Source organism: Microbacterium paulum (genome assembly GCF_015707995.1).
Classification (GTDB): domain Bacteria; phylum Actinomycetota; class Actinomycetes; order Actinomycetales; family Microbacteriaceae; genus Microbacterium; species Microbacterium paulum.
Map to the genome: position 1 here is coordinate 20954 of NZ_JAAGRY010000008.1, position 26623 is coordinate 47576.

A 26623-nucleotide genomic window follows, 5' to 3' on the forward strand; every position below is an offset into this window, starting at 1 on the left:
TGGCGGTGGGCAGTGGCGGTGCGGTGCTCAGTCCAGCGGTGCTCAGTCGAGCAGCATCACGTCGACCGGGTCGCCGGCGCGTACGACCTCGAGGTCGGCCGGAATGACGGCGTACGCATCGGCAGCGCCGAGCCGCCCGGCGAGGTGCGAACCGCCGCCCGACACCGGCACGGCGCGCCACGCGGCGGGGTCTGAGCGGTCGAGAGCGACGGGCAAGAACTGCTGGCGCCCCTCGGGTGTGCGCCAGCCGCTGTCGGCGACCGCGCGCACCCGCGGCCTGTGCAGCCGAGCGCGGCCCTGCAGAGCGAGCAGAGCCGGGCGCACGAACACCTCGAACGACACGGCAACGCTCACCGGGTTGCCGGGCAGCCCGAACAGCAGCGTCGATCCCGCCACCCCGAAACCCTGGGGCTTGCCCGGTTGCATCGCGACGGGACCGAAGGTCATCTGGGTGACGTGCTGGCGCACGACTTCGTAGGCTCCGGCGCTGACACCGCCCGAGAAGATGACGACGTCGCAGGCATCCGGGCCCGTCGTCACGGCGTCGAGCAGATCGTGCAGATCGTCGCCCTCGTCGTCAACGACCTCGCGGCGGACCACGACGGCGCCCGCGCCGTGCACGAGCCCAGCCAGCAGCGTGCCGTTGGATTCGGGGATCTCGCCGCGCCGCAGCGACCCGCCGCGAGCGGGCAGGTCATCGAGCGGCACGAGTTCGCTGCCCGTCGAGACGACGACCACGCGCGGCGCCGACGCGACCGTCACGCCGGTCACACCCACGGCGGCGAGCGCGGCGAGCTGCCGACCGCCGAGCAGAGTGCCCGCCGGCAGCACGAGGCCGCCGCGCGGCGTGTCTTCGCCGCGCCGCCGCACGTGCGCCCCGAGCGATCTCGGCGCGCTCGCCACGACGATCTCGCCGAGCGAGTCGGCGAGGCCGCCGAGGGTGTCTTCGAAAGGCACGACGGTGTCGGCCGCGGTCGGCAGCGGTGCACCGGTCATGATGCGCGCCGCCTCTCCGGCGGCGAGCGGGGGATCGAGGGGGCTGCCGGCGGGAACATCGGCGACGACCTGCAGTCGCACCGGCCGGTCGGCGCGCGCCGCGGCGACGTCGGCGTGGCGCACGGCGAAGCCGTCCATCGCCGAGTTCTCGAACGCGGGCAGATCGAACGCCGCGACCGCAGGCGCGGCGAGGGTCGCGCCCAGCGCGTCGGCGAGAGCGACGCTGCGCACCGGCAGGGAAGCGGCGGCAGCGAGCACCGTCGCGAGGTGCTCATCGACACTGACCATGGCGGCGCCCGGCGTCGCGCTCATGTCCATGCCGCCAATCCGCCCGCGAGCACGCGCGCGTCGACCCCGCGCTCTCGCAGCGCCTCGGCGGCGCGCCGTGCGCGCAGCCCCTTCGCGCACACCACGACGACGGGCGCCGTCGCGGCGACCGCGGAGGGATCGGCCAACAGGTCGCCGAGAGGCATCAGGATCGCGCCGTCGATTCCGCCGCCGCGCGTCTCGTGCGGCTCGCGCACGTCGAGTACGACGGCGCCCTCGTCGGCGATCGCGGTGCGCATCTCGGCGAGCGTCAGCTGCGGGGGAGCGGCGGCGTAGGCGTCTGGTACAGCGGGCGCGGCGGGTTCGGATGCCTCGACCACCCCGCGGCGCCGCTCAGCGGTCGGGTGCAGCGGCACGTCGGTGCTGCGACCGGCGAGCGCGTCGACGAGCAGCACGCGGCCGAGCAGCGGCTCGCCGACGCCGGTGATGAGCTTCAGCGCTTCGACGGCCATGATCGCGCCGACCTGCAGGGTCAGTGCGCCCAGCACGCCCACCTCGGTGCAGCTGGGTGCTTCGCCGACCAGCTCGGGCGGGTGCAGATCGGCGAGCACGACGGCCTCACGACCCGCGGGCGGCGCCGACCAGAACACCGTCACCTGCGCGTGGAACTCCTGCACGACGCCCCAGACGAGCGGTAGCCCTCGCCGTTCGCACTCCGCGGCGACGATCGTGCGCGTCGCGAAGGTGTCCGAGCCGTCGAGCACGAGGTCGGCCCCCGCCAGCAGATGCGCGGCATTCGTGGCATCCAGCCTCTCTCTGCGGGCGTCGACACGTGTCTCGGGGCTGAGGTCGGCGCCCGCGCGCACGGCCGAATCGACCTTCGGTGCGCCGATGTCACGGTGGCGGTGCAGCACCTGGCGCTGCAGGTTCGCGACGTCGACGTCGTCGTCGTCGATCACGGTGATCGTGCCCACTCCCCCCGCGCAGAGGGCCAGTACGGCGGGTGAGCCGAGCCCGCCGGCTCCGACGATCGCGACGTGTGCGGCGGCCAGGCGGCGCTGCGCGAGCTCGCCGAATCCGCGCAGTGCCGCGTGCCGGTGCGTGCGCGTGCGCTCGGCGTCGGAGAGCGCATCGACGGGGCTGACGAGGGGAGGCAGCGGCATGCGTTCAGGCTAATCCCGCACGCCGCGCGCGCTGCGACCGTATGCCCGTGGAAACCTCACGAGCGGAATATCCACGGTCATCGTTCCGCATGTGCGGAGTAGTTTTGCCTCATGACGAGCTATCGCATCTCTGACGCGGCACGCCTGCTCGGCGTGAGCGACGACACCGTTCGGCGGTGGATCGACCAGGGCGCTCTGCCGACGACCGATGCCGCACCGGCCGAGATTCCCGGTGAGGCGCTCGCCGCCAAGGCCGTCGAGCTCGCCCACACTCCCAACGATCCGACCGACCGCCTGTCAAGCGCGCGCAATCGCTTCACAGGGCTCGTCACGCGCGTGCAACTCGACGGCGTCATGGCGCAGGTCGACATCCAGTGCGGCCCGCACCGCGTCGTGACGCTCATGTCGGCCGAAGCCGTGCGCGAACTGGACCTCGCGCCCGGATCGCTGGCCGTCGCGATCGTCAAAGCCACGACCGTCATCGTCGAGACCCCGAAAGGCTGACCCATGACCCACTCCCGACCCCGCGCCGCCGCCAGGCCGGTCAGGCCCGTCACGGCCCTCGCCGCGCTCGTCGTCGCGATGTCGACGCTCGCGGGGTGTGCGAGCACGCCCACCGCGGTTGACGCCTCGGCGAGCGGCGATGCCGCCGCCAGCGCCTCGACGCTCAGCGGAACGCTCACCATCTCGGCTGCGGCGTCGCTCAAAACGGCGTTCGACCGGCTCGCCGCCGACTTCGAGGCGCAGAACCCCGGCGTCGACGTCTTGCCCATCAGCTACGACGGCTCGTCGACCCTCGCGACGCAGATCATCGAGGGCGCCGCGGTCGACGTGTTCGCCTCGGCCGATCAGAAGAACATGGCGAAAGTGACGGATGCCTCGCTCGCGACAGATCCCAAGCCCTTCGCCACCAACGTGCTCACCCTCGTCGTGCCCTCCGGCAACCCCGGCGGCGTGACGGGTCCCGCCGATCTCGCGAACCCCGATCTCGACGTCGTGCTCTGCGCCGCCGAGGTGCCGTGCGGCGCCGCGTCGGCGACCCTGCTGAGCAACGTCGGCGTGCAGGCATCCGTCGACAGCTACGAGCAGAGCGTCACGGCCGTGCTCACGAAGGTAGCCGGCGGCGAGGCCGATGCCGGCCTCGTCTACGTGACCGACGCGAAGAGCTCGACCGACGTCGAGACCGTCGCCACTGCGGGTGCCGACGCCGTCGTGAACACGTATCCGATCGTGGCGCTGACGGGATCGAAGAACCCCGACGCCGCAGCCGCGTTCGTCGCGTATGTGCTGTCGGATGACGGGCAGTCGGTGCTGCGCTCGCTCGGTTTCGGCGCGCATTGAGGGCGACGGGCCTGTGAGGGGCGACGGGAGAGGTTTCGTACCGCGGGTGCTGATGGTGCCCGCGGTGCTCGGTCTGGCCTTGCTCGCCGTGCCGCTGAGCGCGCTCGTCGGGCGGGTCGAGTGGTCGACGCTGTGGGCCGATGTCACCTCGCCCGAGGCGGTGTCGGCGCTCGGGCTCTCGCTCGTGACCGGCACGATCGCGACGATGGTGTGCGTCGTGCTCGGCGTGCCGCTCGCGCTGCTCATCGCGCGATCGGGTGCGCGCGTGGCGACGCTGCTGCGCGCCGTCGTCACGGTGCCGCTCGTGCTGCCGCCGATGGTCGGCGGGGTCGCGCTGCTGGCCCTGCTGGGGCGCAACGGATGGCTCGGTGCGCTTCTCGCCGAGGTCGGGGTGAAGGTGCCGTTCACGACGGCGGCCGTCGTGATCGCGCAGACGTTCGTGGCGCTGCCTTTTCTCGTGCTGGCGCTCGAAGGGTCGCTGCGCTCGACCGGGATCGGCTACGAGCAGACCGCGGCAGCGCTCGGGGCGGGGCGGTGGCGCATTCTGTGGCGGGTGACGCTGCCGCTCGCAGCGCCGGGACTGATCGCGGGGATCGTGCTGTGCTTCGCGCGGGCGATCGGCGAGTTCGGGGCGACGGCGCTGTTCGCGGGCAACGCGCCGGGCGTCACCCAGACCATGCCGCTCGCGATCTATACCGCCTTCAACGGCGCTGGGGTGTCGCAGGGCACGGCCGTCGCTCTGTCGCTGCTGCTGCTGACGACCGCGGTCGCTGTGCTGCTGCTCGTGCGGGCGTGGCGCCCGGGCGCGGGGGCCGCGCGGTGACTGCCGCACCAGTCAGGGGCAGTGATGCGGCTGCTCGCGGGGCCGCGCTCGAGGTGCACGTCGCGTTGCAGCGGGGTTCGTTCGAGATGGATGCCCGCCTCACGGCGGCTCCGGGCGAGGTCGTCGCCCTCATGGGGCCGAGCGGCGCCGGCAAGTCGACCCTTCTGTCGGTCGTCTCGGGCCTCGTGCGCGCCGAGCGCGGCTACGTCCGTGTCGACGGTGCCGACGTTTCGAGCGCACGCGTGCACGTGCCACCGCAGCAGCGGGGAGTGGTGTTGCTCGGGCAGCAGGCGAGGCTCTTCCCGCACCTCTCCGCGCGCGAGAACGTCGCGTTCGCCCTCGTCGCCCGCTCGCGGCGGGGTGCACGAGTGTCGCGCGCTTTGCGCCGCGCCGAGGCTGACCGGTGGCTCGACCGTGTGGGTCTCGGCGCCGACGCGGCGCGTCTGCCCGAGGCGCTGTCGGGAGGTCAGCAGCAGCGCGTCGCGCTCGCGCGCGCGCTGGCTGCGCGGCCCCGCGTGCTGCTGCTCGACGAACCGTTCGCCGCGCTCGATCCCGCCACGGCGGCCGATGTGCGCAGCATGCTGAGCGATCAGGTGCGCCGCACCGGCACGACGACGGTGATCGTCACGCACGCCGTGGTCGATGCCATCGCCCTCGCCGACAGGCTGATGCTGATGGAGGCGGGGGCCATCGCACAGCAGGGCGCGCCTCGCGAGGTGCTGACCGCGCCGCGCACGGCTTTCGCGGCGACGCTGGCGGGGGTGGCGCGGGTGCCGGGCCTCGTGGGGGGCGGGTACTGGCGGTCGGGCGCCCTGACGGTGACGGTGCCGGGCAGCGCCGACGGAGCGGCGGTGCTCTTGGTGCCGTCGGGTGCCGCGCGCATCGTGCCTGAGCAGGGGAGAGGTGCTGCGGATGCCCGTGAAGAGCGCCCTGTGCTCTGGCGCACCCACGTCGCGCGCATCGAGGCGACGCCCGCCGGGGCGCGACTGCACGTGTCGGACCCCGAGGCCGATGTCGAGATCTCGGCGGCGGAGCTCGCCGCGCACGATCTCGCGGTCGGGTCGCCGGTGGTCTTCGCCCTCGACCCGCAGCTCGTCCGGCTCGCGCCGCGGTGACATCACCGCTACTCCCGCGCTAATACGAGTCGCTGGGTTGCATGCCGTCGGGTGTGAGGAAGCAGGGGGACGATGACATGACGTCGAGTGTTGCCCCGCGTGTCATCGGCCTGACGATCCATTGGCTGCCGGCCTTGTCGTGGATGGTGAGTACGGGATCGCCGTGATCGTCGGTGTCCATGATGGTCGTGTACGCCGGGTCTGCGGTGAACGCCGTCTGGATGTCGGTGAGGATCTTGGTGAAATCGGGGTCCGATTGCACGGTGAGCGTGGCACCGCCGCTCCAGGTGAGGGATGTGGGACTGCACGCCAGCAGGATACCTTCGGGTCGCACCTTCGATAGGGCCACGAAATCCGACGGCACCAGATCGATAATCTGTTGGGTCACGGCTTGGGTCTGGTGCTTGGCTTGATCGATGGTCAATGTCTTGTCCACTCCGTCATCCTTCTGCGCGCATCCGGTCAGCACACTCAACACCACGGCCACGCAGACGACCAGACCCCATCGCGACGGGCGGCCGGTCATCGTTGCAGCTCCGCTAGAACATCGCGAAGGGCGGCAACGATCGCGACGAAAGCCAATCGATACCTCACTGCTTACCCATCTGATGCAGCAGCTCTCGCACGCTTCGTAGTGAGGTGCCGTTGACCGAAAGGTCGTCACTCATCATGTCGATGTGATTGTCCACGCTGGCGGGGATCTGCGCTGCGACAGCGAGAGGGCCTGCGAGCGACGCTTCCATGGACACGGTCATAGGGTTCATTGGTAGGCCGCTCATTCCCGAATTGAGGATCGTGATCCGGGGGATCTGCTCGGGCGCAATGCCGAATCCAACTTCCCATGCTTGTTGGCCAGCATAGATGCGGTTGATGTCGTTGGGTGCTTGGATCGCGTATCTGGCGACATCGTTCGCTGGTTCATACCCGTACATCGCTCCAACTCCGCCCGCCAGGACTCGGACGGTCGACTGTCGACCATTGCGTGCTCATCGGGTGGACGCCATGGCTGCGGCTGCCGTGTCGGCGTTGACCATCGCGGTCGCCGCGTCACGAACACCACCCGCCCGCAGCATCAGCGCCTCCCTGAGCGCCATCACCGCTACTCCCGCGCTAATACGAGTCGCTGCGTTGCATGCCGTCGGGGGTCGCGAAGCAGGGGGACGACGAGGAAATGTCGAGGGTTGCGCCCCGCTTCATCGGCCTGACGATCCATTGGCTGCCGGCTGCGTCGTGGATGGTGAGTACGGGATCGCCGTGATAGTCGGTGTCCATGATGGTCGTGTACGCCGGGTCTGCGTTGAACGCCGTCTGGATGTCGGTGAGGATCTTGGTGAAATCGGGGTCCGATTGCACGGTGAGCGTGGCACCTCCCGCCCACGTCACCGAAGTTGGGCTGCACGCCAGCAGCACGCCCTCCGGCTGCTGTCTCACATCTGCCACGTAGGTAGCGGGCGTGAGTTCGATGATGCGCATCTCGACCTCTTGGGTCTGGCTTTTCGCTTGGTCGATGGTCAGCGTCTTGTCCACTCCGTCATCCTTCTGAGCGCATCCGGTCAGCACGCTCACGACCACGGCCACGCAGACGACCAGACCCCATCGCGACGGGCGGCCGGTCATTGTTGCAGCTCCGCTAGAACATCGCTGAGCGCGCGGAGGTTGGCGTCCTTGTTGGTGGCGATGAGGTCGTGATTGCCGATGGGGTCGCTGGTGGCGGGGATCACGTGCATCGGAATCACGACGTCGGGCCCGCCGGGAGCGAACGGGTTGATGAGCGGGCGTGTCACGATGGTGAAGTCTCCCGGTGTGGCGTAGTGGTGTTGCTGGAAGTAGGGGCTGGTGCCGGGGTTGTTCCCGCCCCACACGGCGCCGGTCTGTTGCGCCATCGTCAGGGCGTCGGTGTATGCGAAGTGGGCGTACGCCGTGCCGGGGTGCGGCCTCCAGTCCGGTGGCATCCCCGCGCCGGAGAGGGAGATGACCGTGTCATACTCCGCGCCGGCATCTTCGGACGCAGTGAGTGCGCCGAGTCCCCACGAGTGCGCGATGCCGTTGTGCTCAGCGGATGCCGCAGAGGTGAGTGACGCTCGGAGTTCGGATTCGAACCTGGCGAGGGCGTCGCCTTTCGCGACCGCCCACGGCAGGAAGTTCGCCTCAAGAATGCGCGGCAGGATCTGCGCGGCACCGGTCGCCGGGTCTTCTCCGGGGAACAGGCCGTGCTTCCACACGAATGTCACCTGGCCGGTGTCCTTCTTCGTAAGCCAGCTGCCGACTTGTTGGACGTCGCCGTGGTAGAAGCTGAACAGGCTCGTGAACGTGCCCGGGATGTAGGTGTTGATCGCGGTGGTTTCGGGGCCGGGGGTTCCGATCATCTCCACGATGCTCAGGGATGACGGGTCGTACAGATACAGCTGAACGGTTCCGTCGATCACCTTCTGAAGGTACCCGCGTTCCGCGAGCAACCGGTTGATCTCCTCATCGAAGGTGCCCGCGTCGTACCCGTAGGCGGGAGTGGAGAACCCGCCAGAGGTGGGGGTCGATCGCAACTCCGCGAGGCGAGCATCAATCTCCGCTTCACGCGCGACCGCGTTCAACCTGTTCGCGGCGGACCGCGCGACGGGAGACACCCCGCCCAGGGAGCCGATCAGTCCCGGCGCGCCCAGAACGAGGGCCGTCTGTGCGTCCCTGGACAGCGACGCCCACCATGCAGCGACCTGATCCGGAGGTGCAGAGGTGCGGAGCGAGGCGGCCAGGCCAGGGTAGAACTGGAACAGGGCGGCCAGTTCCGTGGCCGTCATCCCCGCCAACTGCTCGAGCGTCACGTTCGGGAGGCTGCCGGACGGTGTCGCGCCAGGACCGCCCGGGACAAACCCAGTAAGAGCGCCCGCGCTCGACGCGCCGCTGAGCGATGCGATGGCAGCACTGTCCGCGGCAGACCTGAGGGTCGTGAGCGCTTCGAGCTGCCCTCCGTACGCTCGCATCTGCCAGTTCAACGCATCGACATTTCCTCTCGCACGGGAGAGTTCGTACGGGTCCGCGCTACTGTCGGACGCAAGCCGGTCAACGCTACGTCGGGCGCGCAACAGCGTCTGCGATGTCTCTTCCTGGCGCGCGATGATCGCGGACTGCTGCTGCTTCACGGCGTCGACATCGTTCGCGTACCGCTGCAACGCGCCCGCCACCGCGTCGACTTGCGAAGCGAGACCGCCCAGATCCGCTTGCACGTCCGTCGCCACGGAGACGACGGCTCTCTCGCCCTGCCCCGACCACCCCGCGGACGCCGTTGCAGAGGCCGCACCCGTCCGCGCGGCGGCGTCGCGCATCGTCGCGGCTTGCTGCTGGCGCGCCGAAGCTGCCGCACGAATCGAGGGAGGATCGCCATACCCGGGGTCTGACGCTGTCCACTGACCACTCACGGCAGCGCCCTCACAAAACTCTCATCCGCGGCGATCATGTCCGCGACCGCCTGCTCCACTCCGAACGCCGCACGCTGAAGCATCGACTCGGCAGCCGACACGCGTGCCGAATGAATCGCGGTCACCCCGTCCAGCGCAGCCTGTACGCTGACGGAGCCGAGCCCCGCAGACCATGGCATCCAGGTGTCGGAGAGAGCCGCAGCCGCGGCTCTGAGGCCCCCCGACGAGGCCGAGATCGAACCATAGTCCGCGAATAGCGAGCTGGTCACGGCTCTCGTGGTCAGCGGCCGATGCGGGCGGCGATCTGGGTGTCGACGTCCTGCAGGGTTTGTGCGGTGGTGCGCAGGAACGCGGCGAGGTCGTCGAGTCCGCCGATGGTGTTCGTCGCACCCGACGTGAACCGGTTGTAAGCCTCTTGGTAGGCGCCTGAGGATCGGTCGGTGACGAACCCCTGGGCGACGAGCGCGCTGATCTGGGACTGTAGCCGCTGCAGCGTCGTGTTTATCTCATCGCGACCGGCAATGAGCTGGTCGGCACGGGACGTCATTTCACCGTAGGTGACGTTCAAGTTAGCCATCAGAGTTCCCCCTCTGGTTGCACCGTGCCCTGCACGGTGATTCGTCTCGCCTCTAGAGACGGCTCTGTGCTTATTTTATGACGCGGGTTCCTGGACGATCAGCCATTTCTTGTCCCCTCTTCGGGGGACAAGCGGGCGACTTGCACCCGTCGGACGCGTCCGGCGGTGACCGCGAATCCACGGCCTGCGGGGAAGTCGGCGCGGGTGGAGCGGGGGAACTGGACACGGAAGATGCTCGCCCCGTCGGACTCTTCGGGTTGCAGGACGATGCCGGCGCGAGCGGTCTTCAGTTCGGTGAAGATCTGCCACGCCGACCCCGCGGTGACCGTGTCGGTCTCCACGAGGACGCGGGTGGTGGGGTTGCGGCGGGCGGCTTTGAGGAGCCCCGCGATCGCAGATTCGGCGGGGGTTCCTTCGAACCCGCTGCTGTCTTCGACGACTACGAACAGTGACGCTGAGCCTGGGGCGGTGAGTGTTGCCGCGAGGGTCGTTGCGAGGGCAAGCGACGTGTCGGGGTCGGTCGCGGCATCCTTCCAGCGCAGTTCGTCGCTGAGGTCGCCGGGGCGGGCAGAGAGGAGGTAGGCGGGGAGGTCGGGGTACGCGTGGTGGGTGGCGTGGGCGATCGTGCGCATCGCGGTGCTGCGGCCGGAGCCGAACGGGCCGGTGACGACGAACAGCCCGTCCGCGACTCCCACGGCGTCCAACGTGTCGTCGGCGACGCCGTACACGGGTGCCCCGTCGACGGTCCGGGGGAGAGCATGCCAGTCGATGTGCTCCTCGAGACGCTTCACGGCAGGGGCGGGCGGACCAGTGGGGCGGGTTCGCCGTAGCGCATCTGCCTGCGCGGCGAGTTCAGTGCTGCCCCCGGGAAGCGCGATCTGCACCTCGAGGCCGTGCGCGTAGGCGCGGCCGGCGGGGGCGTCGTCGAGCATGTCCCGCGGCACGCCGGCGATGTCGGCTTCCGCTGCGGACGACATTCGCAGCACGACGCGTTCCGACAGCGAAGCCAGGATCGACTGCGGGATAGCGGCGTGGCGTTCGGCGGTGACGACGAGATGGATGCCGACCTGGCGGCCCGCGCTGAGCAACTGCGTGAACGTGTCGAACAGTCGTCCCGCGTCGACGAACTCGTACTCTGCACGAAAGGCGGCGATGCCGTCGATCAGCACGACGATGCGTGGCAACGGCGCCGGCGCCTGCCGGTTGTGATCGCTCAGGGTTGCGGAGTCCGTGCCCGCGAACAGTCGAGCCCTTGTTTGCGCGTGCTCCGATAGCCACCTGATGAGGCGCGTCACGCGTTCGGAGTCGTTCCCAGCGATCACCGCGCCGACATGCGCAGAATCGCGGAGCATTGCGAGTCCGCCCGCCGTGTCGATCGCGTACATCCACGTGTCTTCGGGGTTCACCGTCACGGCCGCGGCGATGGTGCGCAGCAGCGTCGTCTTCCCCGTGCCGCCCGCCCCGAAGACGGCGACACTGCCCACGGCATCCCACTCCCAGCCGAACGGCTGCTGCCTCTGGCGGGCCGGTTCGTCCTGGATGCCGATGCGCACGAAACCGGGCGACTGCGTGAAATCTGCGAGATCGACGACCCCCGGCAGGGGGTCGAGCCACGGACGACGTGCGACGGGGAGTCGCAACTGCGCGGCGGCACCCTGGATCGCGTTCGTGATCCGTTCGATGTCGCGCGGGCCGGACCGGAGTCGGCGCGGCGTCGGATCGGTCCATGCCTGCCCGGGCGCGAAAGGCAGGTCGCGAACCTGGATGCCGGCGTCAGGTGCCGCCGTGCCGGCGCGGCCCCCGACATACGCAGTCTGGAAGTCGCGGACACGCCCGGCCCCCAGCTTCGCCGCGGCGCGACCCGGCGTGTCCGCATCGAACGTCGCGGCACGCGGTGTGCCCAGAACGTCCACGGAATCGGCTTCGTCGGCGACCCGCAACGCAACCCGCAGATTCGTGTTCGCGCGCAGCGACTCTTTGATGACTCCGGCCGGTCGCTGTGTCGCCATGATGAGATGCAACCCGAGTGAGCGTCCACGCTGCGCGATGTCGATGACCCCGTCGACGAACGCCGGCACTTCGGTGACCAGGGCGGCGAACTCGTCGATCACGATCACCAACGCAGGAGGAGCGTCCGGGTCGGCCCGCTCCTCGAGCGCAGCGAGGTCCTTCGCGCCCTTCATCGCGAACAGTTCCTCTCGACGTGTCAACTCCGCCCGAAGGCTCGTCAATGCGCGGGCCACGAGATGCGGGGTGAGGTCGGTCACGAGCCCCACAGTGTGAGGCAGCGACACACAGTCGCCGAACGCCGAGCCGCCCTTGTAATCGACCAGCAGGAACGTCAATCGGTCCGGGGACTGCTCGATCGCCATCCCCAAGATCCACGTCTGCAGGAACTCGCTCTTCCCCGCACCGCTTGTGCCGCCGACGAGTGCGTGCGGGCCGTCGCGGCGTAGGTCGATGCGCAGCGGTCCCGCCGCACCCTGCCCCACCAGCGCGGTCAGTCCGGTCGGTTCACGGTTCGCGGACCCCGCCGTCCATCTCGAGATCACCGAGTCCGAGCGCGCCCATCGTCCGCTCACCGCGCCGGGGTCGGCGGCGATGTCATCCTCGAACAGATCGACCAGCCGCACTGCGGACGGCAAGTCGGACTCGTCGAGGATCGGTGCACCGTCATCCTCCAACGGGGCCAGCGATCGCGCTGCGGCGACTGCCCGGCTGCGCTCCAGCGCTTCCACACGAGTGAGACGCACCGTGGAGCCGTGGCGCACGAAGGATACGGTCGGGGCTCCGTAAGCGAACGAGACGAACGTACGGCAGACGACCGGAAGTGCCTCCGGATGACGCTCCACCCACACCGTGTACACGCCGACGTCGGGGCCATCCTCCGCGAGCTGAACCAGACGTCCCCGGTCCACGCCGGACGCGTCCGCGACGAACACCACCACCGCAGGTGTCACCGGGTCGGCATCCACAGCTTCCCAGACATCCACCTCCCCGGGCGTCAGCCCGCGCAGATGCGACCGCACACGTCGTGCACCGCTCCGGCCCGCCCGACGCTGCATGATCAGCTCCTCCAGCTCGGCCAGCATGCGCGACGAGCTGGGCACATCTGACGCGAGTGGTGAGCGCACCGGTGCATGCGGGGAGTCGATGTGGGGGAGCCACTTCGCCCACGCCCACTCGTCTTCCGCGGATCCCATCGCCAGTACGCACAGGGCCACGTCCGCGGGGGAGTGCAACGAAGCGATCTGCAACAGCAAAGCCCGCATGATCGCCGACGCCACGGCGGGCTCGGCGGCGATCCCGAGGGCGCCTGCATCCGACAACCGTTCGACGACGGGAACCCCGGTCACCGTCGCATGCTCGTCGACGAGCGACCTCAGCTGCTCCCACTCCGACGCCGCGCCCAGATCGCGTGTCGGAAGCTGCACTCGGGTTCGTGAAGGCAGCTCGCCGACCCCCAGACGCACTGACAGAAACGCCGCGTGCTCAGGCATCCGGGTCCACAACAGCGGCGACCGCTCCTGCACCGCACCGAGAGCCTCCTCCGTCGACGGGGACTCGCGAAGCCGGGCCTCCCGCTCCCTGACGACACCGTCCGCCAACTCCGCGGCGAGACTCTCCAACCCCTTTCCGAAGCGCTTCTGCTCGTCGCGGCTCTGGCGCTTCTGCCGCACGCGCTGATCCCACCAGGACGCGACCATCAGCACTGGACTGAGCGCGATGAACACCAGCATCAACGGATTGCGCGTCAACGCGAACAGCACCCCACCCGCCGCGATCGGCGCGACCACGGCAATCCACGCAAAACGAGGTCGCTCGCCCGCCCGAGGCAGCGCCGGCGCGGGGACCTCGCCACCAGACCACGGCTGCACGACCCGCGGCGACCGCGAGAACCCCGACGCCTCACCCGCCACCGGCCCGGCAGACGGCAGCACCTCGACCCGTAACTTCGAATCGCCCACAACGAGACGATCCCGCGACGTGACCACCGCCCGTTCCGCACGCGACCCGTTCACCTCGATACCGTTCGCGGAGTTCAGATCGTCGACGACGACCGACCCCGAAACCACCGTCAGACTCGCGTGACGACGAGACACCAACCCGTCCTGCAACCGCACCTGCACCGCCGGGTCACGACCGATGAAGTTCACCCCGTCGCCCAGCGCGAACACCGCCCCCTCGTCGACGCCCTCCAGCACCGTGACCCGCGCCCGCACAGCCTCACCCACGACTTGCTGGGCGACCGCCTCCGCCACCGCGACACGAGACCCCGACCGCACCCCGGACTCGTTCATCGACAACAACGGATTAACCGGCCGCATCACCTCACCCGCGCCCGGATCAACCCACAACGTCACCACCGCCGACGCCGCACGCCCCGCCAACCGGCGGGCCACGTCTCCCACCGTCGCCGACGCGTCACACGTCACCACGACATCCCGCGACGACGCATCCCGAGACACCAACTCCAGCTTCAGTCTCACATCAACCCCTCCGGATCGTCAGCCGACCGCCAGGCTAGCCGCCGCGAGCGGTCCGACTCCAACCGCTCATCGTGTACGCCGACCATGTCGGGATGAAGATTCTCTGCTACGCGCGAGTCTCAACCAAAGAACAAGAAGTATGTCGCGCCGGGTTGAATGGAGGGTCTGACCGTCCCGAAAGAATGAGAGTCGATGCTAGCTTCGAAGAAGTGCCCGCCGGGTTTGAAGGAGCGGGCCGTCGGGCTCGTGTTGGACTCGCGTGACGCGGACGGTGGCCGTCGGGGGCGCGTGCACGAGGATCGGGCGCCAGCTCGGCGTTCGCGGGGACATTCTACGCGGCTGACCGCAATCCAGGGCTAGCTCAACGGTCGACCGCGCAAAACGCTCCAGGTGCCGATTTCCCATACCTTCACCCCCGCGACGGCCTGCTGGATTCCCGCGGGTTCCGGGCCCGAGATCGCGGCAAAGCGGCCGAGGCGTCTCGCGTGCGTCTATCAACCCGCCCAACGTCGGCGCGGGCGCCTGTGCGGTGGCATCCGCTCGTCTCAGCGGGCGATGCGCCCCTCGGCCAAGCGCACCGTGCGGTCGACGAGCCCGTCGGGCACGGCGACGTGCGAGATGAGCACGATGGCCTGGTCGGGGCCGACAGCGGCCAGCAGATCCGTCAGCAGCGCGTCGGAGGCGGCGGGGTCGACACCCGCGGTGGGCTCGTCGAGCACGAGCACGGGGAAGTCGCGCAAGATGCCCCGCGCCAGTGCGATGCGCTGCGCTTGACCTCCCGAGACGAGAGCCCCGCGCTCACCGACGCGGGCGTCGAGACCGCCGCGCTCGCGCAGCCATTCGCCGAGGCCCACGCGCACCAGCACGGCCTCGAGATCTGCGTCGGTCGCCGTCTCACGGGCGAACAGCAGGTTCTGACGGATGTCTTCGTCGAACAGCATCGGATGCTGCTCGCACAGACCGACCGTCCGCCGCACCGCGTCGGCGGGCACATCGGTCACGCGCGTGTCGCCGATGAGGTAGTCGCCCGCGCTCGGCGCGAGGAATCGCACGAGCACGTGCGCGAGCGTCGTCTTGCCCGAGCCGCTCGACCCGACGACGAGCACCCGCTCGCCGGGTCGCACCTCGAGGTCGATGTCCGTGAGCGACGCGCTCGCCGCGCCGGGCCACCGCACCGACACGCCGCGCAGCACGAGTCCGCTCGCGAGATCGATGTCGGTGGTCGAGGGGGAGGGGGCCTCGAACGGCAGTTCAGCGGGCGGGCTGTCGGGAAGAGCCGTGCTGATCCGCTCGGCCGCCGCGCGCACCTGGCGCCAGGCCGATGCGGCCAGCGGCACGGCGGTGAACACCTCGAACACGGCCATCGGAACGAGCACGGCCACCGCGAAGGCCGGGCCCGTGATCGTGCCCGAGCTCACCGCGGGGGCCGAGACGATGACGGCGAGCAGCGAGGCGGCGCCGGCGAGCACCGACACGATCGCGGTCGTGCCGGCCTGCGATCCAGCCCGCCGGGTGACGGCGCGGCGGAGTGCGGCATCGGCCGCGCGGATGCGCTCTCGACCGGCGTCTTCGGCGCCGTAGGCGACGAGCACATCGAGGCTGCCGAGGTAGTCGAGCACTGCATCGGCGAGGCGTGAGCGCAGCGGCGCGATCGACCGCTCGGCGCGCGATCCCGACGCCCAACCCCACAGCGTCGCGACGGCGGCGGCCACCAGCAGGCACGCGAGCAGCGTGAGCGCCGCCGGCCACCACACGAACGCGACCAGTACGACCGCACCCACGGCGACACTCGCCGACGAGACGAGGGGCAGCACCACGCGCAGGGGCAGGTTCTGCAGCTCGTCGACGTCGTCGACGAGGGCGCCCAGTACAGAGCCGCGGCGCGTGCGCGCGAGCCCATCGGGCGCGAGCGGAATGACCCGGCGCACGAGGTCGGTGCGCGTCTGGGCCAGCTGACGCAACGCTGCATCGTGGCTCGCGAGACGCTCCGTGTAGCGGAACGCGGCGCGGCTGAGCGCGAACGCGCGCACCCCGACGACGGCGGCGCCGAGGAACATCACGGGCGGCTGTTCGCTCGCATAGACGATGAGCCATGCGCTGCAGGCGAGCAAGGCGACGGCGGATGCCTCGGTGAGAAAGCCGCTCGCCGCACCCGGCCAGAACCGCCGCCACGGCGGCATCGCGCGCCGCAGGATCTGTGCGGCGTTGACGGGCGTGCGAAGCGGAGCGACCGACCCCGTGCGGGGCGTCTGGGCCTGCGCCGCGCTCATGCCGGCACCTCGATCGGGTGCAGCGCGACGACCTGATCGGCGATCGCCCGCGCAGTCGTGCGGTGCGAGACCAGCAGCACGCACGCACCCGCATCGGCGAGGCCGCGCACCGAGCGCCACAGCTCGGCTTCGGTCTCGGCGTCGAGCGCGGCCGAGGGTTCGTCGAGCGCGATCACCGGCGCCAGGCCCGACAGGTGCCGGTGGATCGCGCGGGCCACCGCGACGCGCTGCGCCTGGCCGCCCGACAGGCCCGCTCCCTGCGCCCCGAGTTCGTGTTCGGGATCGAGGCCCGCGGCACCCGCGAGCGCGAGCGCGCGGTGCGTGAGGTCATCGGCGGGCGATGCCTGCGCCGACGCGTCGACGCCCGTTCCCAACCGCACGTTCTCGCCGATCGTCCCCGAGATGAGTCCGGGTTGCTGGCCCGCCCAGGCGAGCCACTGCCACGGCGCGAGGGTGCGCAGATCGTGGCCCGCGACGTCGGCTGTACCCTCGAACTCGGCCGCGCCGCGGAGCGCGGCGAGCAGGCTCGTCTTGCCGCTGCCGCTCGGCCCTTCGATCAGCGTCACGGTGCCGGGCGCCGCGGTGAAGGTCACGGGGGGCAGCACGCGCTCACCGCGGTGCACCCGCACCGCACGCACCGCGACCGTGGCGCCCGCGCCGATCGTCGGCGCCGCGAGCTCCTCGGGTCGCGACGCGGGGCCCGCGCTCTCGTGCGCGGAGGCGTCTGCGGCATCGAGCACGGCGAAGACGTCTTCGGTGGCGGCGACGCCCTCGGCGGCCGCGTGGAACTGCACGCCCACTTGCCGCAACGGCAGATAGGCCTCGGGGGCGAGCAGCAGCACGAACAGCCCGACGGTCAGCGCGATCGTGCCGTCGATCAGGCGGAACCCGATCGAGACGGCGATGATCGCGACCGAGATCGACGCGAGCAGCTCGAGAGCGAACCCCGAGAGGAACGACACCCGCAGCACCCGCATCGTCTCGCGACGATACGCGTCGGTGACCTTCTCGATGGATGCCACGGCGCGGTACTGCCGCCCGAACACCTTCAGTGTCGACAGCCCCTGCACGGTGTCGGCGAAACGGGCCGCGAGCCGCCCGAGGGTCTTCCACTGCGCGCTCTGCACCGAGCGCGTCGCGAGTCCGATGAGCACCATGAACACCGGGATGAGCGGCAGCGTGAGAACGACCGCGATGCCCGAGGCGAGGTCGTTCCACCACATCGTGGCGACGATGATCGGGGTCGCGATCACCGTCAGCACCAGCTGCGGCAGGTAGCGCCCGAAATACGCATCGAGGGCGTCGAGGCCCCGCCCGGCGACGACCGCGAGCCGGGCCGAGTTCTGCTGCGCGAGCCACCCCGGGCCGAGCACGCCGATCGCCTCGACGAGCCGTGCGCGCAACTGAGCTTCGACACGGGCCGCGGCCCGAGCCGCCACGATCTCACGCAGCCACAGCAGTGCGGCGCGGGCGAGCACCACGGCGAGCAAGAGGCTCAGGGTCGTGGTGAGTTCCGACCACGGTGTGCCCGCGATCACTCCGGTGATCGCCGCCGTCAGCAGCCAGGCGAAGGCGACGACGACGAGAGTCTGGGCGAAGCCGATCACGCCCACCGCCACGAAGAATCCGCGCGATGCCGACGCGTAGCGCAGAAGTCTCGGATCCACAGGTCGCACGCGCGTGCGCGCGGGCGACGGTGAGGCATCCGGCATTCGTCCATCCTCTCAGATCGCGCGCCTCGCCGACCCCGTGCGGCGGGCCGTGAATACCCACGGTGGTGGCTGCTCGTACCCGGCTCGTGCGGGGCTAACCTCGGACAATGGCAGCGATCCCGGTCACTCTGACGCGGTCTGGCGGCGCGGTACACAGCGTGGGTAACAGCGTGGGCGACAGGCCGCGGACCACGACGGGCGTGCGCGGCGTTCCCGGCGATCCCCTGGTCGACCGCTTCGGGCGGGTGCACCGCGACCTGCGCATCTCGCTGACCGACCGCTGCTCGCTGCGCTGCACCTATTGCATGCCCGAGCAGGGCAACGAATGGCTGGCACGCTCGAGCATCCTCACCGTCGACGAGATCGAACGCATCGCGCGGGTCGCGGCGGCGGCCGGGGTCACCACGTTTCGGCTGACCGGTGGAGAACCGCTGCTGCGCGCCGACATCGTCGAGGTGGTGCGGCGCCTCGCGGCCATTCGCACGCCGCGCGGGGCGGCGATCGACCTCGCGATGACCACCAACGGCATCCGGCTCGCCGATCTCGTCGAGCCGCTGCGCGAGGCGGGGCTGCGCCGACTCAACATCTCGATCGACACGCTCCGCCGCGACCGCTTTCACGAACTCACCCGCCGCGACCGTCTGCCCGAGGTGCTGGCCGGCATCGCGGCAGCGGCCGCCTCGGGCCTGCGCCCGCTGAAGCTCAACGCCGTCGCGATGCGCGGTGTCAACGACGACGAGATCGTCGACCTCGTCGAGTTCGCCCTCGCGCACGGCGCGCAGTTGCGTTTCATCGAGCAGATGCCGTTGGATGCCGGGCACACGTGGGACCGCGCATCGATGGTGACACGGGCCGAGATCCTCGAAACCCTCGCGCAGCGATGGCGGCTGACGCCCGTGCCCGGTCGGGGCGGCGCGCCCGCCGAGAAGTGGACGCTCGACGGCGGCACGGCGACGGTGGGTGTCATCGCGTCGGTCACGGCACCGTTCTGCGGGCAGTGCGACCGGCTGCGGCTGACCGCCGACGGTCAGCTGCGCAACTGTCTGTTCTCGACGGGGGAGTACGACCTGCTCGGGGTGCTCCGCGGAGCGCCGGGTGTGCACGGTGTGCCGGATGCCGGTGATGCGGCGATCGACGCCGGAGTCGACGCCGTGCTGCGCGCGTGCGTCGCGGGAAAGCTCCCCGGTCACGCGATCGACGACCCAGCCTTTCTGCAGCCGGCGCGCGGCATGAACGCGATCGGCGGCTGAGCCGCAGGGGCTCAGCCGCCGATCGGTCGGACGTCTTGTCTCAGTGCGCTTCGGCGAGTTCCGCCTTCTCGATCACCGAACGGGTCACGCGCTTGCGGAACACCCAGTACGTCCAGCCCTGGTAGGCCATGACAAGCGGCAGGAAGATGAGCGCCGCCCACGACATGATCTCGAGCGTCAGCTGCGTCGACGAGGCGTTCGCGATCGTCAGGCTGTTCGCCGGGTCGTTCGAGGCCGGCATGACGTACGGGTACAACGCGAGCCACAGGGTCAGCACCGCGAACACGATCGTCACGGCGCCCGCCGCGAAGGCGCGCCCGTCGTGGTCGGCCCAGTTGAAGGCGACGGATGCCAGGAGTGCGACCGCGGCGATGACGCCGCACGCGATCACGGCCCACAGCAGCGGCGCCTCGCGGCCCGCGGCGATGACGATCGTCCACAAGACGGTGCCGGCGGCGAAGATCACCGTGGGGATCGCGAGCTTCTTCGCGAGCGCCTGCGCGTCGTGGTGCACCGGCCCGTCGGTCTTGAGCCCGACGAAGTAGACCCCGTGCAGGAAGAACAGCAGCAGCGTCGTCACACCCACCCACAGTCCGTACGGGTTCAGCAGCGTGAAGAGGTTGCCGGTGAAGTTCTTGTCGGCGTCGATCGGCACGCCCTGCACGATGTTGCCGACGGCGACCCCCCACAGGAGCGCCGGCACGGCGGAGCCGATCGTGATCATCCAGTCGAAGCGGCGCTTCCAGCGGATGTCGTCGCGCTGGTGGCGGTACTCGAACGACACACCGCGGGCGATGAGGGCGAGCAGGATCAGCAGCAGCGGCAGGTAGAACCCGCTGAAGAGGGTCGCGTACCACTCGGGGAACGCCGCAAACAGGCAGGCGCCCGCGACGATCACCCAGGTCTCGTTGAGGTCCCACACGGGGCCGATGGTGTTGATCACCTGGCGGCGTGAGACCTCGTCCTTGCCGAGGAAGGGCAGCGACATGCCGACGCCGAAGTCGAAGCCGTCGAGGACGAAGTACCCGACGAAGAGCACTCCGACGATGAAGAACCAGAGGGTTGCGAGGTCCATGTCAGTCAGCTCCTAGTACACGGTCGAGGGGACGTCGTCGACCGTGTGCCCCTCGGGGGTCAGGTCGTCGGGGTCGGGCATGGCCTGCGGGCCTTCGCGCACCGTCTTGAAGATCAGTCCGAACTCGACGACCGCGAGGATCGCGTAGATCAGCGTGAAGGCGATGAGCGAGATGAGCACGGTCCAGCCCGGCACGTTCGGCGAGACGCCGTCTTGAGTGAGCATGAGACCGAACACGATCCAGGGCTGGCGGCCCATCTCGGTAAAGATCCAGCCGACGAGGATGCCGAGGAGGGCGAGCGGCGCCTGCCAGATCGCGATCTTCCACATCCAGCCCGCCACGGGGCGCTTGGCGTTCTTGCGGGTGACCCACAGGCCCACCACGGCGACGGCGGTGGCGAGAAGGCCGAAGCCCATCATCCAGCGGAACGCCCAGTACGTGACCCAGAGGATGGGGGCGAAGTTGCCGTTCACCTGGTCGGCGAACTGCGGGAACAGTTGCGTCGTGTACAGGTTGTTCAGGTCGTTGATGCCCTCGACGCAGCCGTTGAAGTCGTGCGTCGACAAGAAGGCGAGTGCGTACGGCACGCGCAGCGACCAGATCTCGCCGGTGCCGTCGGGGGTGCCGATCGAGAAGATCGAGAACGAGGCATCCGCCCCGCACGCCGAATTGAAGAGCGCCTCGGCGGCCGCCATCTTCATCGGCTGGGTCTGCACCATGACGAGGCCGAGCTGGTCGCCCGAGAGGAAGACGGCCACGAAGCCGATGATCATCGCCCAGAGGCCGAAGCGCAGCGACGTGCGCATGGTGTCGAGGTTGCGCCCGCGGGCGAGGTGCCAGGCGGAGGCGGCGATCATGACACCCGCGGCGAACATGATGGCCGACGACAGGGTGTGCGGCAGCTGGGTCAGGGCGACCGGGTTGGTCAGCACCTGCCAGAAGTTCGCCATCTCGGCGCGGTGGCCCTCGGTCGACATCTGGTAGCCCTGCGGGTTCTGCATGAAGGCGTTGGCGGCGAGGATGAAGTACGCCGAGAGCCACGTGCCGAACACGGTGATCCAGATGGTGGCGAGGTGGATGCCCTTGGGCAGGCGGTTCCAGCCGAAGATCCACAGTCCGATGAAGGTCGCCTCGAAGAAGAACGCCATGAGGCCCTCGAAGGCGAGCGGAGCGCCGAACACGTCGCCGACGAAGCGGCTGTAGCTCGACCAGTTCATGCCGAACTGGAACTCCTGCACGATGCCGGTGACGATGCCCATCGCGAAGTTGATGAGGAAGATCTTGCCGAAGAAGCGCGTCAGATAGAGCCACTTGATGTTCGCGGTGCGGTACCACGCGGTCTGGAAGATCGCGACGAACAACGACATGCCGAGTGTCAGCGGCACGAAGATGAAGTGGTACAGCGTCGTCAGGCCGAATTGCCAGCGCGCCAGCAGCAGCGGATCTAGGAAGTCCATCGCGGTCCCCTCTCGACGGCCCGGTGGGGCCGATCTTCCTTATGACTGAAGCTACACAGCACCCTCTCAGGTGCCGCGATGACGGGCCGTGAATAAACCGCTCAGGGGCGCTGCGAGGCGTGCAGCAGCTGCACGATGCACTCGCGGGGGTCGCACGACGAGCGCATGCCGTCGACCGAGAGCGGGCCCTCGGCCGAGCTCAGCACGCTCTGCATGATGCCGAGGTGCACGCTGCAGAGCACCTCGCGGTGCTCGGCCTGCGACGAGGCGTGCGCACACGGTGTCAGCTCGACGGTCAGTTCGTTCTCGTCGACGAGCGGGTCGAAACCGGCGTCGACGAGGTCTTCGACCAGGGCGTCGATCTGGTGCAGGGCGGCGGTGTCGAGTTCGGGGGCATCGCCCGGCAGCACGCGGCGCATGAGGTCTCCGCGCTGGGCGGCGGCCCGCGCCTTGCGGTGCTGCACGGGGCTGCACGCGGTGACCCCGTCGGTGGCGCTGTAGAGCACGCGGGGACGACCGCGGGTGGTGCGGTGCTCGGTCGCCGACACGACGTAACCGTCGTCGATCAGGCGCTGCAGATGCTCGCGCACGGTGTTCGGGTGGAGCGAGGTCGCCGAGACCAGCTCGGCGACGGTGCGGTCGGGTCGGTCCTGCACGAGGTGGAGGATCTCGACACGCGAGTAGTTGGAGATGGCGCTGTACCCCGCGGGGCGACCTGTGGTCATGCCACTATTATTCACGGCGGCGTCCTTTCGCGCCACCCCGCATTCGGCGTGGCATCCGCTCGGCTCTCCTTCAGGTGACCGATACCCGCATGTCATAAAGTCGGCGCATGGATCTGTGGCAGGTGCCGATCGCAGAGGGTCCGGTACCGGTGACAGTGTTCGCCCTGGCCGTGGTCCTGCTCGCGATCCTCGCGGTGCGGCGGTGGCGTGTGCGCCCGCTGGTGTGGGCGCTCGCCGGTGCCGCGATCGGCGCGGTGGTCGGATATGCCGCCTACAAGATCGTGAACGCGACGAACGTGTTCGGCGACGCCGTGCCCACCTTCGTGTGGCACTGGAGCGCGGCCGCCTTCGCCGCGATCGGCTTCGCGCTGGGCGGCATGGTCGGTGCCCGCACGTGGCGGCGGGTGCTCGCGGGCATCGGCGTGGTCGTGTTCGCCGTGGCCGGGGTCATCGGGGTCAACATGCGATTCGGTCTCAATCCGACCCTCGGGAGTCTGCTCGGCATCGCCGCGTCGATCGACCTGCCGACCGACGCCGGCGGCGCGAATCAGACGCCGGCGCCCGCGCAGCCGATCTACACGACGTCGACGCCGCCCGCCGACATGCCCGCCGTGGGTTCGCGCGGCAGCCAGACGATCCCGGCGACCGCATCGGGCTTCGATGCCCGCGATGCCGGCATCTACCTGCCGCCCGCGGCGCTCGTCGCGAACGCTCCGGCGCTGCCCCTCGTGATCATGATGATGGGCCACCCCGGAAACCCCGACGCGACCGTGATCAGCGACGTACTCGACCAGTTCGCCGCCCAGCACAACGGCCTGGCTCCGATCGTGATCGTCGCCGACCAGCTCGGCGAAGCCATCAACGACACGGCGTGCGCCGACTCGACCGCCTACGGCAAAGCCCGCACCTACATCACGGTCGACGTCGTCGACTGGGCGAAGAAGAACCTGCACATCATCGACGACCCCGCCTACTGGACGATCGCGGGGTACTCGAACGGCGGCGGCTGCGCGATCACGTTCGGTGCGCAGTCGCCGACGCTGTGGAAGAACATCCTGGATGTCTCGGGCGAGCCTTTCGGGGGGTCGGAGCAGGTCGCGAATATCACCAAGACGATCTACGGCGGCGACGCGGCCGCGTTCGAGGCATCCAAGCCCGTCAACATCATGGCCGCGGCGCCGGCGGGCACCTACAAGGGCATGACGGCTGTGTTCACCGCCGGTGCAGAAGACGTGGGATACAAGGCGTTCGCCGACGAGGTGGGTGGCGAGGCGCGCAAGGTCGGCATGACCGTCACGCGCTACGACGTGCCCGGCGCCGGGCACACCGGCGACGCCCTCAAGGGTGGCCTTGCCGAAGGGTTCACGGTGCTCTACCCGGTGCTCGGGCTGTCAGCGGCGAGCTGAAGACAGCGCAGTAGGGGGCGGTCGTCCTACGCCGGCGCGGGTGCGAATCCGAGCCGCTGTCTCGAGAGCCAGGCATCCACCTCGCGCTGCGAGCGCAGGCGCACCACGACGAGGTTCTCGTGCTCGGCGTCTGCGCGGGGCACGCGCTCCCGATAGGTGTGGCGCGTCGACCAGGCCCACCGCACGATGTGCTCCGGGTTGGTGAAGAACGTGACGAGCGGGGGCTCGACGTTGCCGTTCCACAGCTCTTGCCGACGCCGTCGTCGTCGGACGGTCCGGCGGATGACGCGGGGGAGGGCGACGCGCAGAAACGGCAGGTCGAGCCAGATGAGGAGGTCGGCGCGTTCGGCCAGCAGCGGGCGCGCGAGCGAGTACTGCCACTCGGTGACCCACGCCTCTCCGGCGACGAGGGCACGCACGTCGCCCAGGAACGACTCGCGCGGCGTCCAGTTCTCGCCGTGGAAGAGCCCGTCGATCTCGGTGTGCGGGATGTCGAGGATGTCGGAGATCCGCCCCGCGAGCGTCGTCTTTCCCACACCCGACACGCCCGCGACGATGACGCGCCGCGGGCGTGCGGGGAGGGGATCGTGCGCGCCGAGCATGGCGTGGAGTCTACTGAACGGGCCCCGATTGGTCCCCGCGAGCCGTCCCCGCGAGTCACCACGCGTCTCGCGAGTCACCACCGGATTTGCGCAGAAGCGGTGGTGATTCGGCGAGCGGGTGGTGAGTCGCGGATGCCAGGGTCAGGCCTCGGTGTTGGGCTTCCAGCCGAGGGCGGGGGCGACGTGCTTCGCGAACTCTTCGACGACGTGCAGGTTGAATGCGACGCCCAGCTGCGAGGGGATGGTCAGCATGAGCGTGTCGGCGCTCATGACCGCGGCATCCTGCTTGAGCTGCTCGACGAGCACGTCGGGCGAGGCCGCGTAGGTCTTGCCGAAGGTCGAGCGGAAGCCGTCGATGTAGCCGATGCCGTCGCCCTCCTGGCTGTGCCCGAAGTACAGCTCGTCCTCGGCGGTCGTGATGGGGAACACCGAGCGGCTCACCGAGACGCGCGGGGTGCCGGGGTGGCCGGCCTCTTTCCACGCGGCCCGGAAACGGTCGATCTGCTCGGCCTGAAGGATGTCGAACGGGCGCCCGTCGGCCTCGGTGACGAGGGTCGACGACATGAGGTTCAGGCCGGTGCGACCCGCCCACTCGGCGGTCTCGCGCGAGCCGGCGCCCCACCAGATGCGTGAGCGCAGTCCCTCGGACTGCGGCTCGATCTGCTGCAGACCCGACCCGCCGCCGAACGGCGATTCGGGGTCGCGCTCGGCGATGCCCTCGCCGCCGATCGCACGCCAGAACAGGTCGAAGTGCTCGCGGGCGAGGTCGGCGCCGCGGGGGTCCTCGGCGCTGTAGCCGAACTTCTCGTAGCCGCGGACGACCGTCTCGGGTGACCCGCGGCTCACGCCGAGAGCGAGTCGCCCGTCCGAGATCAGATCGACGGCGGCCGCCTCTTCGGCAAGGTAGAGCGGGTTCTCGTAGCGCATGTCGATGACGCCGGTGCCCATCTCGATGCGCTCGGTCTTCGCCGCGATCGCGGCGAGCAGCGGCATAGGCGAGGCCTGCTGGCGCGCGAAGTGGTGCACGCGGAACGCGATGCCGTTCACGCCGAGGTCGTCCATGCCCTGCGCGAGATCGATGGCTTGGTGCAGCGAGTCGCCCGCGGTGAGCTGACGACCGCCGCCGAGCGGGCCGTAGTGGCCGAAAGACAGGGTTCCGAAGCGTTGCATGATGACCCCAACCGTACGCCGGTGCGTTTCATTCCCGTGAATGGATGCCCAGGCATCCGCCTCACCCCGCGCCCGCCCGCGAGACACCAGCGGTGCGCCGAGACACCGCCGATGGACCGGTGTCTCGGCGCAGATCGCGTGTCTCGCGGGCGCCGCCGGTGCTCGGGCCCGGCTCGCGGGTCACAGTCCGTCGCGTACGTCGCGCACGAACGCCTCGACGTTCGCGCGCATCGCGGTGATGCGCGCGGCGCGGGCGGCCTCGCGATCGAACCCGGTGTAGGCCAGCGGCGGCAGTTTGCGCACGTTCGCATTGCACTGGAACCGGTCGCACGCGAGAGTGCCGACCGTGTCGCCGCGCCGTCCGGCGTCGCCGACCCGCTTCGCGGTGAACAGCAGCACGTCGTTGGGCAGGTGGATGTCGGCACACCACGAGCACTGCGCGCGCGAACGCGGCTTCGATTCGGCCTGGCGCAGCAGCAGCCCGGTCGGTTCGTCGTCGAGCACGGCCACGACGTAGCCGACGAGGGCGAGCTTGCGATCGCGGGCGCCGTAGAAGTCCATCGCGCTCCACGGGGTGTCGCCGAACTCGGCGGGCAGCGTCAGATTCTTGCGCTCCGACTGGGTGACGTTGATGAGGCTGGCGCGGATCTGCGCCTCGGTGAGGGCGTGCATGGTGGGACCTTTCGTGACGAAGAGTGGGGAGAGGGCGCGACGATGCGGCGTCGGGCTGCGCACGAGCGCGGCGCGCGACGCCGGGGCGGGCTCATCTCTCG

23 protein-coding genes are annotated in these 26623 nt (G+C 69.8%); 6 read left to right on the forward strand and 17 right to left on the reverse strand.

The annotated features are described in order from the left end of the window. Positions 1–42 precede the first annotated feature (42 nt). Both G3N18_RS03405 and G3N18_RS03410 read right to left on the reverse strand, forming a co-directional pair. Positions 43–1314, reverse strand: coding sequence for a molybdopterin molybdotransferase MoeA (locus G3N18_RS03405; RefSeq protein WP_338038221.1), 1272 nt, complete (start codon positions 1312–1314; stop codon positions 43–45). After that, positions 1305–2426, reverse strand: a complete 1122-nt coding sequence (locus G3N18_RS03410) for a ThiF family adenylyltransferase (RefSeq protein WP_196382906.1) — start codon at positions 2424–2426, stop codon at positions 1305–1307. Before G3N18_RS03410 ends, G3N18_RS03405 begins: the two co-directional genes overlap by 10 nt. Positions 2427–2537: 111 nt before the next feature. Here G3N18_RS03410 and G3N18_RS03415 point away from each other — a divergent pair, with 111 nt between their 5' ends. Genes G3N18_RS03415 through G3N18_RS03430 form a run of 4 tightly spaced genes read left to right on the forward strand, consistent with a single transcriptional unit; the run spans position 2538 to position 5705 of the window. Next, the gene (locus G3N18_RS03415) at positions 2538–2930 is read left to right on the forward strand and encodes a TOBE domain-containing protein (protein ID WP_196382907.1); all 393 of its coding nucleotides are present in this window, start codon (positions 2538–2540) and stop codon (positions 2928–2930) included. 3 nt (positions 2931–2933) lie between these two features. Continuing rightward, positions 2934–3767 (forward strand): molybdate ABC transporter substrate-binding protein, encoded by an 834-nt coding sequence (modA, locus tag G3N18_RS03420; protein ID WP_230403826.1) that lies wholly within the window; start codon positions 2934–2936, stop codon positions 3765–3767. A 52-nt stretch (positions 3768–3819) separates the two neighbouring features. Further along, complete coding sequence (locus G3N18_RS03425; RefSeq protein WP_230403828.1) at positions 3820–4590, forward strand: ABC transporter permease; 771 nt, start codon at positions 3820–3822, stop codon at positions 4588–4590. Continuing rightward, on the forward strand, positions 4587–5705 hold the full coding sequence (locus G3N18_RS03430; protein ID WP_314431369.1) for a sulfate/molybdate ABC transporter ATP-binding protein: 1119 nt from the start codon (positions 4587–4589) through the stop codon (positions 5703–5705). Before G3N18_RS03425 ends, G3N18_RS03430 begins: the two co-directional genes overlap by 4 nt. A 19-nt stretch (positions 5706–5724) precedes the next feature. On the opposite strand, the gene G3N18_RS03435 is transcribed toward G3N18_RS03430, so the two are convergent. From G3N18_RS03435 to cydD, 9 genes are all read right to left on the reverse strand, one after another. After that, positions 5725–6231, reverse strand: coding sequence for a hypothetical protein (locus tag G3N18_RS03435; protein WP_196382909.1), 507 nt, complete (start codon positions 6229–6231; stop codon positions 5725–5727). A 64-nt stretch (positions 6232–6295) separates the two neighbouring features. Further along, positions 6296–6637: a hypothetical protein gene (locus tag G3N18_RS03440; RefSeq protein ID WP_196382910.1), complete on the reverse strand. Its 342-nt coding sequence runs from the start codon at positions 6635–6637 to the stop codon at positions 6296–6298. A gap of 178 nt (positions 6638–6815) precedes the next feature. Then, complete coding sequence (locus G3N18_RS03445; protein ID WP_196382911.1) at positions 6816–7232, reverse strand: hypothetical protein; 417 nt, start codon at positions 7230–7232, stop codon at positions 6816–6818. An 86-nt stretch (positions 7233–7318) separates the two neighbouring features. After that, positions 7319–9022 carry a hypothetical protein gene (locus G3N18_RS03450; RefSeq protein ID WP_196382912.1) on the reverse strand — a complete coding sequence of 568 codons (1704 nt, stop codon included), beginning with the start codon at positions 9020–9022 and terminating at the stop codon, positions 7319–7321. An 89-nt stretch (positions 9023–9111) separates the two neighbouring features. Next, positions 9112–9384, reverse strand: coding sequence for a hypothetical protein (locus G3N18_RS03455; RefSeq protein WP_196382913.1), 273 nt, complete (start codon positions 9382–9384; stop codon positions 9112–9114). An 11-nt stretch (positions 9385–9395) separates the two neighbouring features. Next, the gene (locus G3N18_RS03460) at positions 9396–9692 is read right to left on the reverse strand and encodes a WXG100 family type VII secretion target (RefSeq protein WP_196382914.1); all 297 of its coding nucleotides are present in this window, start codon (positions 9690–9692) and stop codon (positions 9396–9398) included. A 98-nt stretch (positions 9693–9790) separates the two neighbouring features. After that, positions 9791–13993, reverse strand: a complete 4203-nt coding sequence (locus G3N18_RS03465) for an FtsK/SpoIIIE domain-containing protein (RefSeq protein WP_196382915.1) — start codon at positions 13991–13993, stop codon at positions 9791–9793. 734 nt (positions 13994–14727) lie between these two features. Beyond that, entirely contained in the window at positions 14728–16362 is a 1635-nt protein-coding gene (gene cydC, locus G3N18_RS03470; protein ID WP_230403832.1) for a thiol reductant ABC exporter subunit CydC, read from the reverse strand. 86 nt (positions 16363–16448) lie between these two features. Continuing rightward, positions 16449–18164, reverse strand: coding sequence for a thiol reductant ABC exporter subunit CydD (gene cydD / locus G3N18_RS03475; protein WP_196382917.1), 1716 nt, complete (start codon positions 18162–18164; stop codon positions 16449–16451). A gap of 170 nt (positions 18165–18334) precedes the next feature. Here cydD and moaA point away from each other — a divergent pair, with 170 nt between their 5' ends. Next, on the forward strand, positions 18335–19414 hold the full coding sequence (gene moaA, locus G3N18_RS03480) for a GTP 3',8-cyclase MoaA (RefSeq protein ID WP_338038223.1): 1080 nt from the start codon (positions 18335–18337) through the stop codon (positions 19412–19414). A 40-nt stretch (positions 19415–19454) separates the two neighbouring features. Here the strand turns inward: moaA and cydB are convergent, their stop codons facing one another. From cydB to G3N18_RS03495, 3 genes are all read right to left on the reverse strand, one after another. Then, a complete protein-coding gene (cydB, locus tag G3N18_RS03485; RefSeq protein WP_196382919.1) occupies positions 19455–20489 on the reverse strand; it encodes a cytochrome d ubiquinol oxidase subunit II in 1035 nt (344 codons plus the stop codon). 12 nt (positions 20490–20501) lie between these two features. After that, positions 20502–21947 carry a cytochrome ubiquinol oxidase subunit I gene (locus G3N18_RS03490; protein WP_196382920.1) on the reverse strand — a complete coding sequence of 482 codons (1446 nt, stop codon included), beginning with the start codon at positions 21945–21947 and terminating at the stop codon, positions 20502–20504. Between the two features lie 101 nt (positions 21948–22048). After that, a complete protein-coding gene (locus G3N18_RS03495) occupies positions 22049–22672 on the reverse strand; it encodes a helix-turn-helix transcriptional regulator (RefSeq protein ID WP_196382921.1) in 624 nt (207 codons plus the stop codon). A 107-nt stretch (positions 22673–22779) separates the two neighbouring features. Here G3N18_RS03495 and G3N18_RS03500 point away from each other — a divergent pair, with 107 nt between their 5' ends. Next, the gene (locus tag G3N18_RS03500) at positions 22780–24078 is read left to right on the forward strand and encodes an alpha/beta hydrolase (RefSeq protein WP_196382922.1); all 1299 of its coding nucleotides are present in this window, start codon (positions 22780–22782) and stop codon (positions 24076–24078) included. A gap of 26 nt (positions 24079–24104) precedes the next feature. Here G3N18_RS03500 and G3N18_RS03505 read toward each other — a convergent pair whose 3' ends face one another. The 3 genes from G3N18_RS03505 to G3N18_RS03515 form a co-directional block, all read right to left on the reverse strand. Further along, a complete protein-coding gene (locus G3N18_RS03505; RefSeq protein ID WP_196382923.1) occupies positions 24105–24680 on the reverse strand; it encodes a P-loop NTPase family protein in 576 nt (191 codons plus the stop codon). A gap of 141 nt (positions 24681–24821) precedes the next feature. After that, positions 24822–25850 carry an LLM class flavin-dependent oxidoreductase gene (locus tag G3N18_RS03510; protein ID WP_196382924.1) on the reverse strand — a complete coding sequence of 343 codons (1029 nt, stop codon included), beginning with the start codon at positions 25848–25850 and terminating at the stop codon, positions 24822–24824. Positions 25851–26030: 180 nt separating this feature from the next. Further along, complete coding sequence (locus tag G3N18_RS03515; RefSeq protein ID WP_196382925.1) at positions 26031–26522, reverse strand: FBP domain-containing protein; 492 nt, start codon at positions 26520–26522, stop codon at positions 26031–26033. Positions 26523–26623: the final 101 nt, after the last annotated feature.

Coding starts and splice junctions, on each gene's coding strand:
- cydD (WP_196382917.1), bottom strand. CDS start 18,164: ATGCCGGATGCCTCACCGTCGCCCGCGCGCACGCGCGTGCGACCTGTG.
- cydB (WP_196382919.1), bottom strand. CDS start 20,489: ATGGACCTCGCAACCCTCTGGTTCTTCATCGTCGGAGTGCTCTTCGTC.
- G3N18_RS03460 (WP_196382914.1), bottom strand. CDS start 9,692: ATGGCTAACTTGAACGTCACCTACGGTGAAATGACGTCCCGTGCCGAC.
- G3N18_RS03440 (WP_196382910.1), bottom strand. CDS start 6,637: ATGTACGGGTATGAACCAGCGAACGATGTCGCCAGATACGCGATCCAA.
- G3N18_RS03425 (WP_230403828.1), top strand. CDS start 3,820: ATGGTGCCCGCGGTGCTCGGTCTGGCCTTGCTCGCCGTGCCGCTGAGC.
- G3N18_RS03500 (WP_196382922.1), top strand. CDS start 22,780: ATGGATCTGTGGCAGGTGCCGATCGCAGAGGGTCCGGTACCGGTGACA.
- G3N18_RS03510 (WP_196382924.1), bottom strand. CDS start 25,850: ATGCAACGCTTCGGAACCCTGTCTTTCGGCCACTACGGCCCGCTCGGC.
- cydC (WP_230403832.1), bottom strand. CDS start 16,362: ATGCCGCCGTGGCGGCGGTTCTGGCCGGGTGCGGCGAGCGGCTTTCTC.
- modA (WP_230403826.1), top strand. CDS start 2,934: ATGACCCACTCCCGACCCCGCGCCGCCGCCAGGCCGGTCAGGCCCGTC.
- G3N18_RS03450 (WP_196382912.1), bottom strand. CDS start 9,022: ATGCGCGACGCCGCCGCGCGGACGGGTGCGGCCTCTGCAACGGCGTCC.
- G3N18_RS03515 (WP_196382925.1), bottom strand. CDS start 26,522: ATGCACGCCCTCACCGAGGCGCAGATCCGCGCCAGCCTCATCAACGTC.
- G3N18_RS03490 (WP_196382920.1), bottom strand. CDS start 21,947: ATGGACTTCCTAGATCCGCTGCTGCTGGCGCGCTGGCAATTCGGCCTG.
- G3N18_RS03405 (WP_338038221.1), bottom strand. CDS start 1,314: ATGGACATGAGCGCGACGCCGGGCGCCGCCATGGTCAGTGTCGATGAG.
- G3N18_RS03415 (WP_196382907.1), top strand. CDS start 2,538: ATGACGAGCTATCGCATCTCTGACGCGGCACGCCTGCTCGGCGTGAGC.
- G3N18_RS03495 (WP_196382921.1), bottom strand. CDS start 22,672: ATGACCACAGGTCGCCCCGCGGGGTACAGCGCCATCTCCAACTACTCG.
- G3N18_RS03410 (WP_196382906.1), bottom strand. CDS start 2,426: ATGCCGCTGCCTCCCCTCGTCAGCCCCGTCGATGCGCTCTCCGACGCC.
- G3N18_RS03505 (WP_196382923.1), bottom strand. CDS start 24,680: ATGCTCGGCGCGCACGATCCCCTCCCCGCACGCCCGCGGCGCGTCATC.
- G3N18_RS03465 (WP_196382915.1), bottom strand. CDS start 13,993: ATGAACGAGTCCGGGGTGCGGTCGGGGTCTCGTGTCGCGGTGGCGGAG.
- G3N18_RS03435 (WP_196382909.1), bottom strand. CDS start 6,231: ATGACCGGCCGCCCGTCGCGATGGGGTCTGGTCGTCTGCGTGGCCGTG.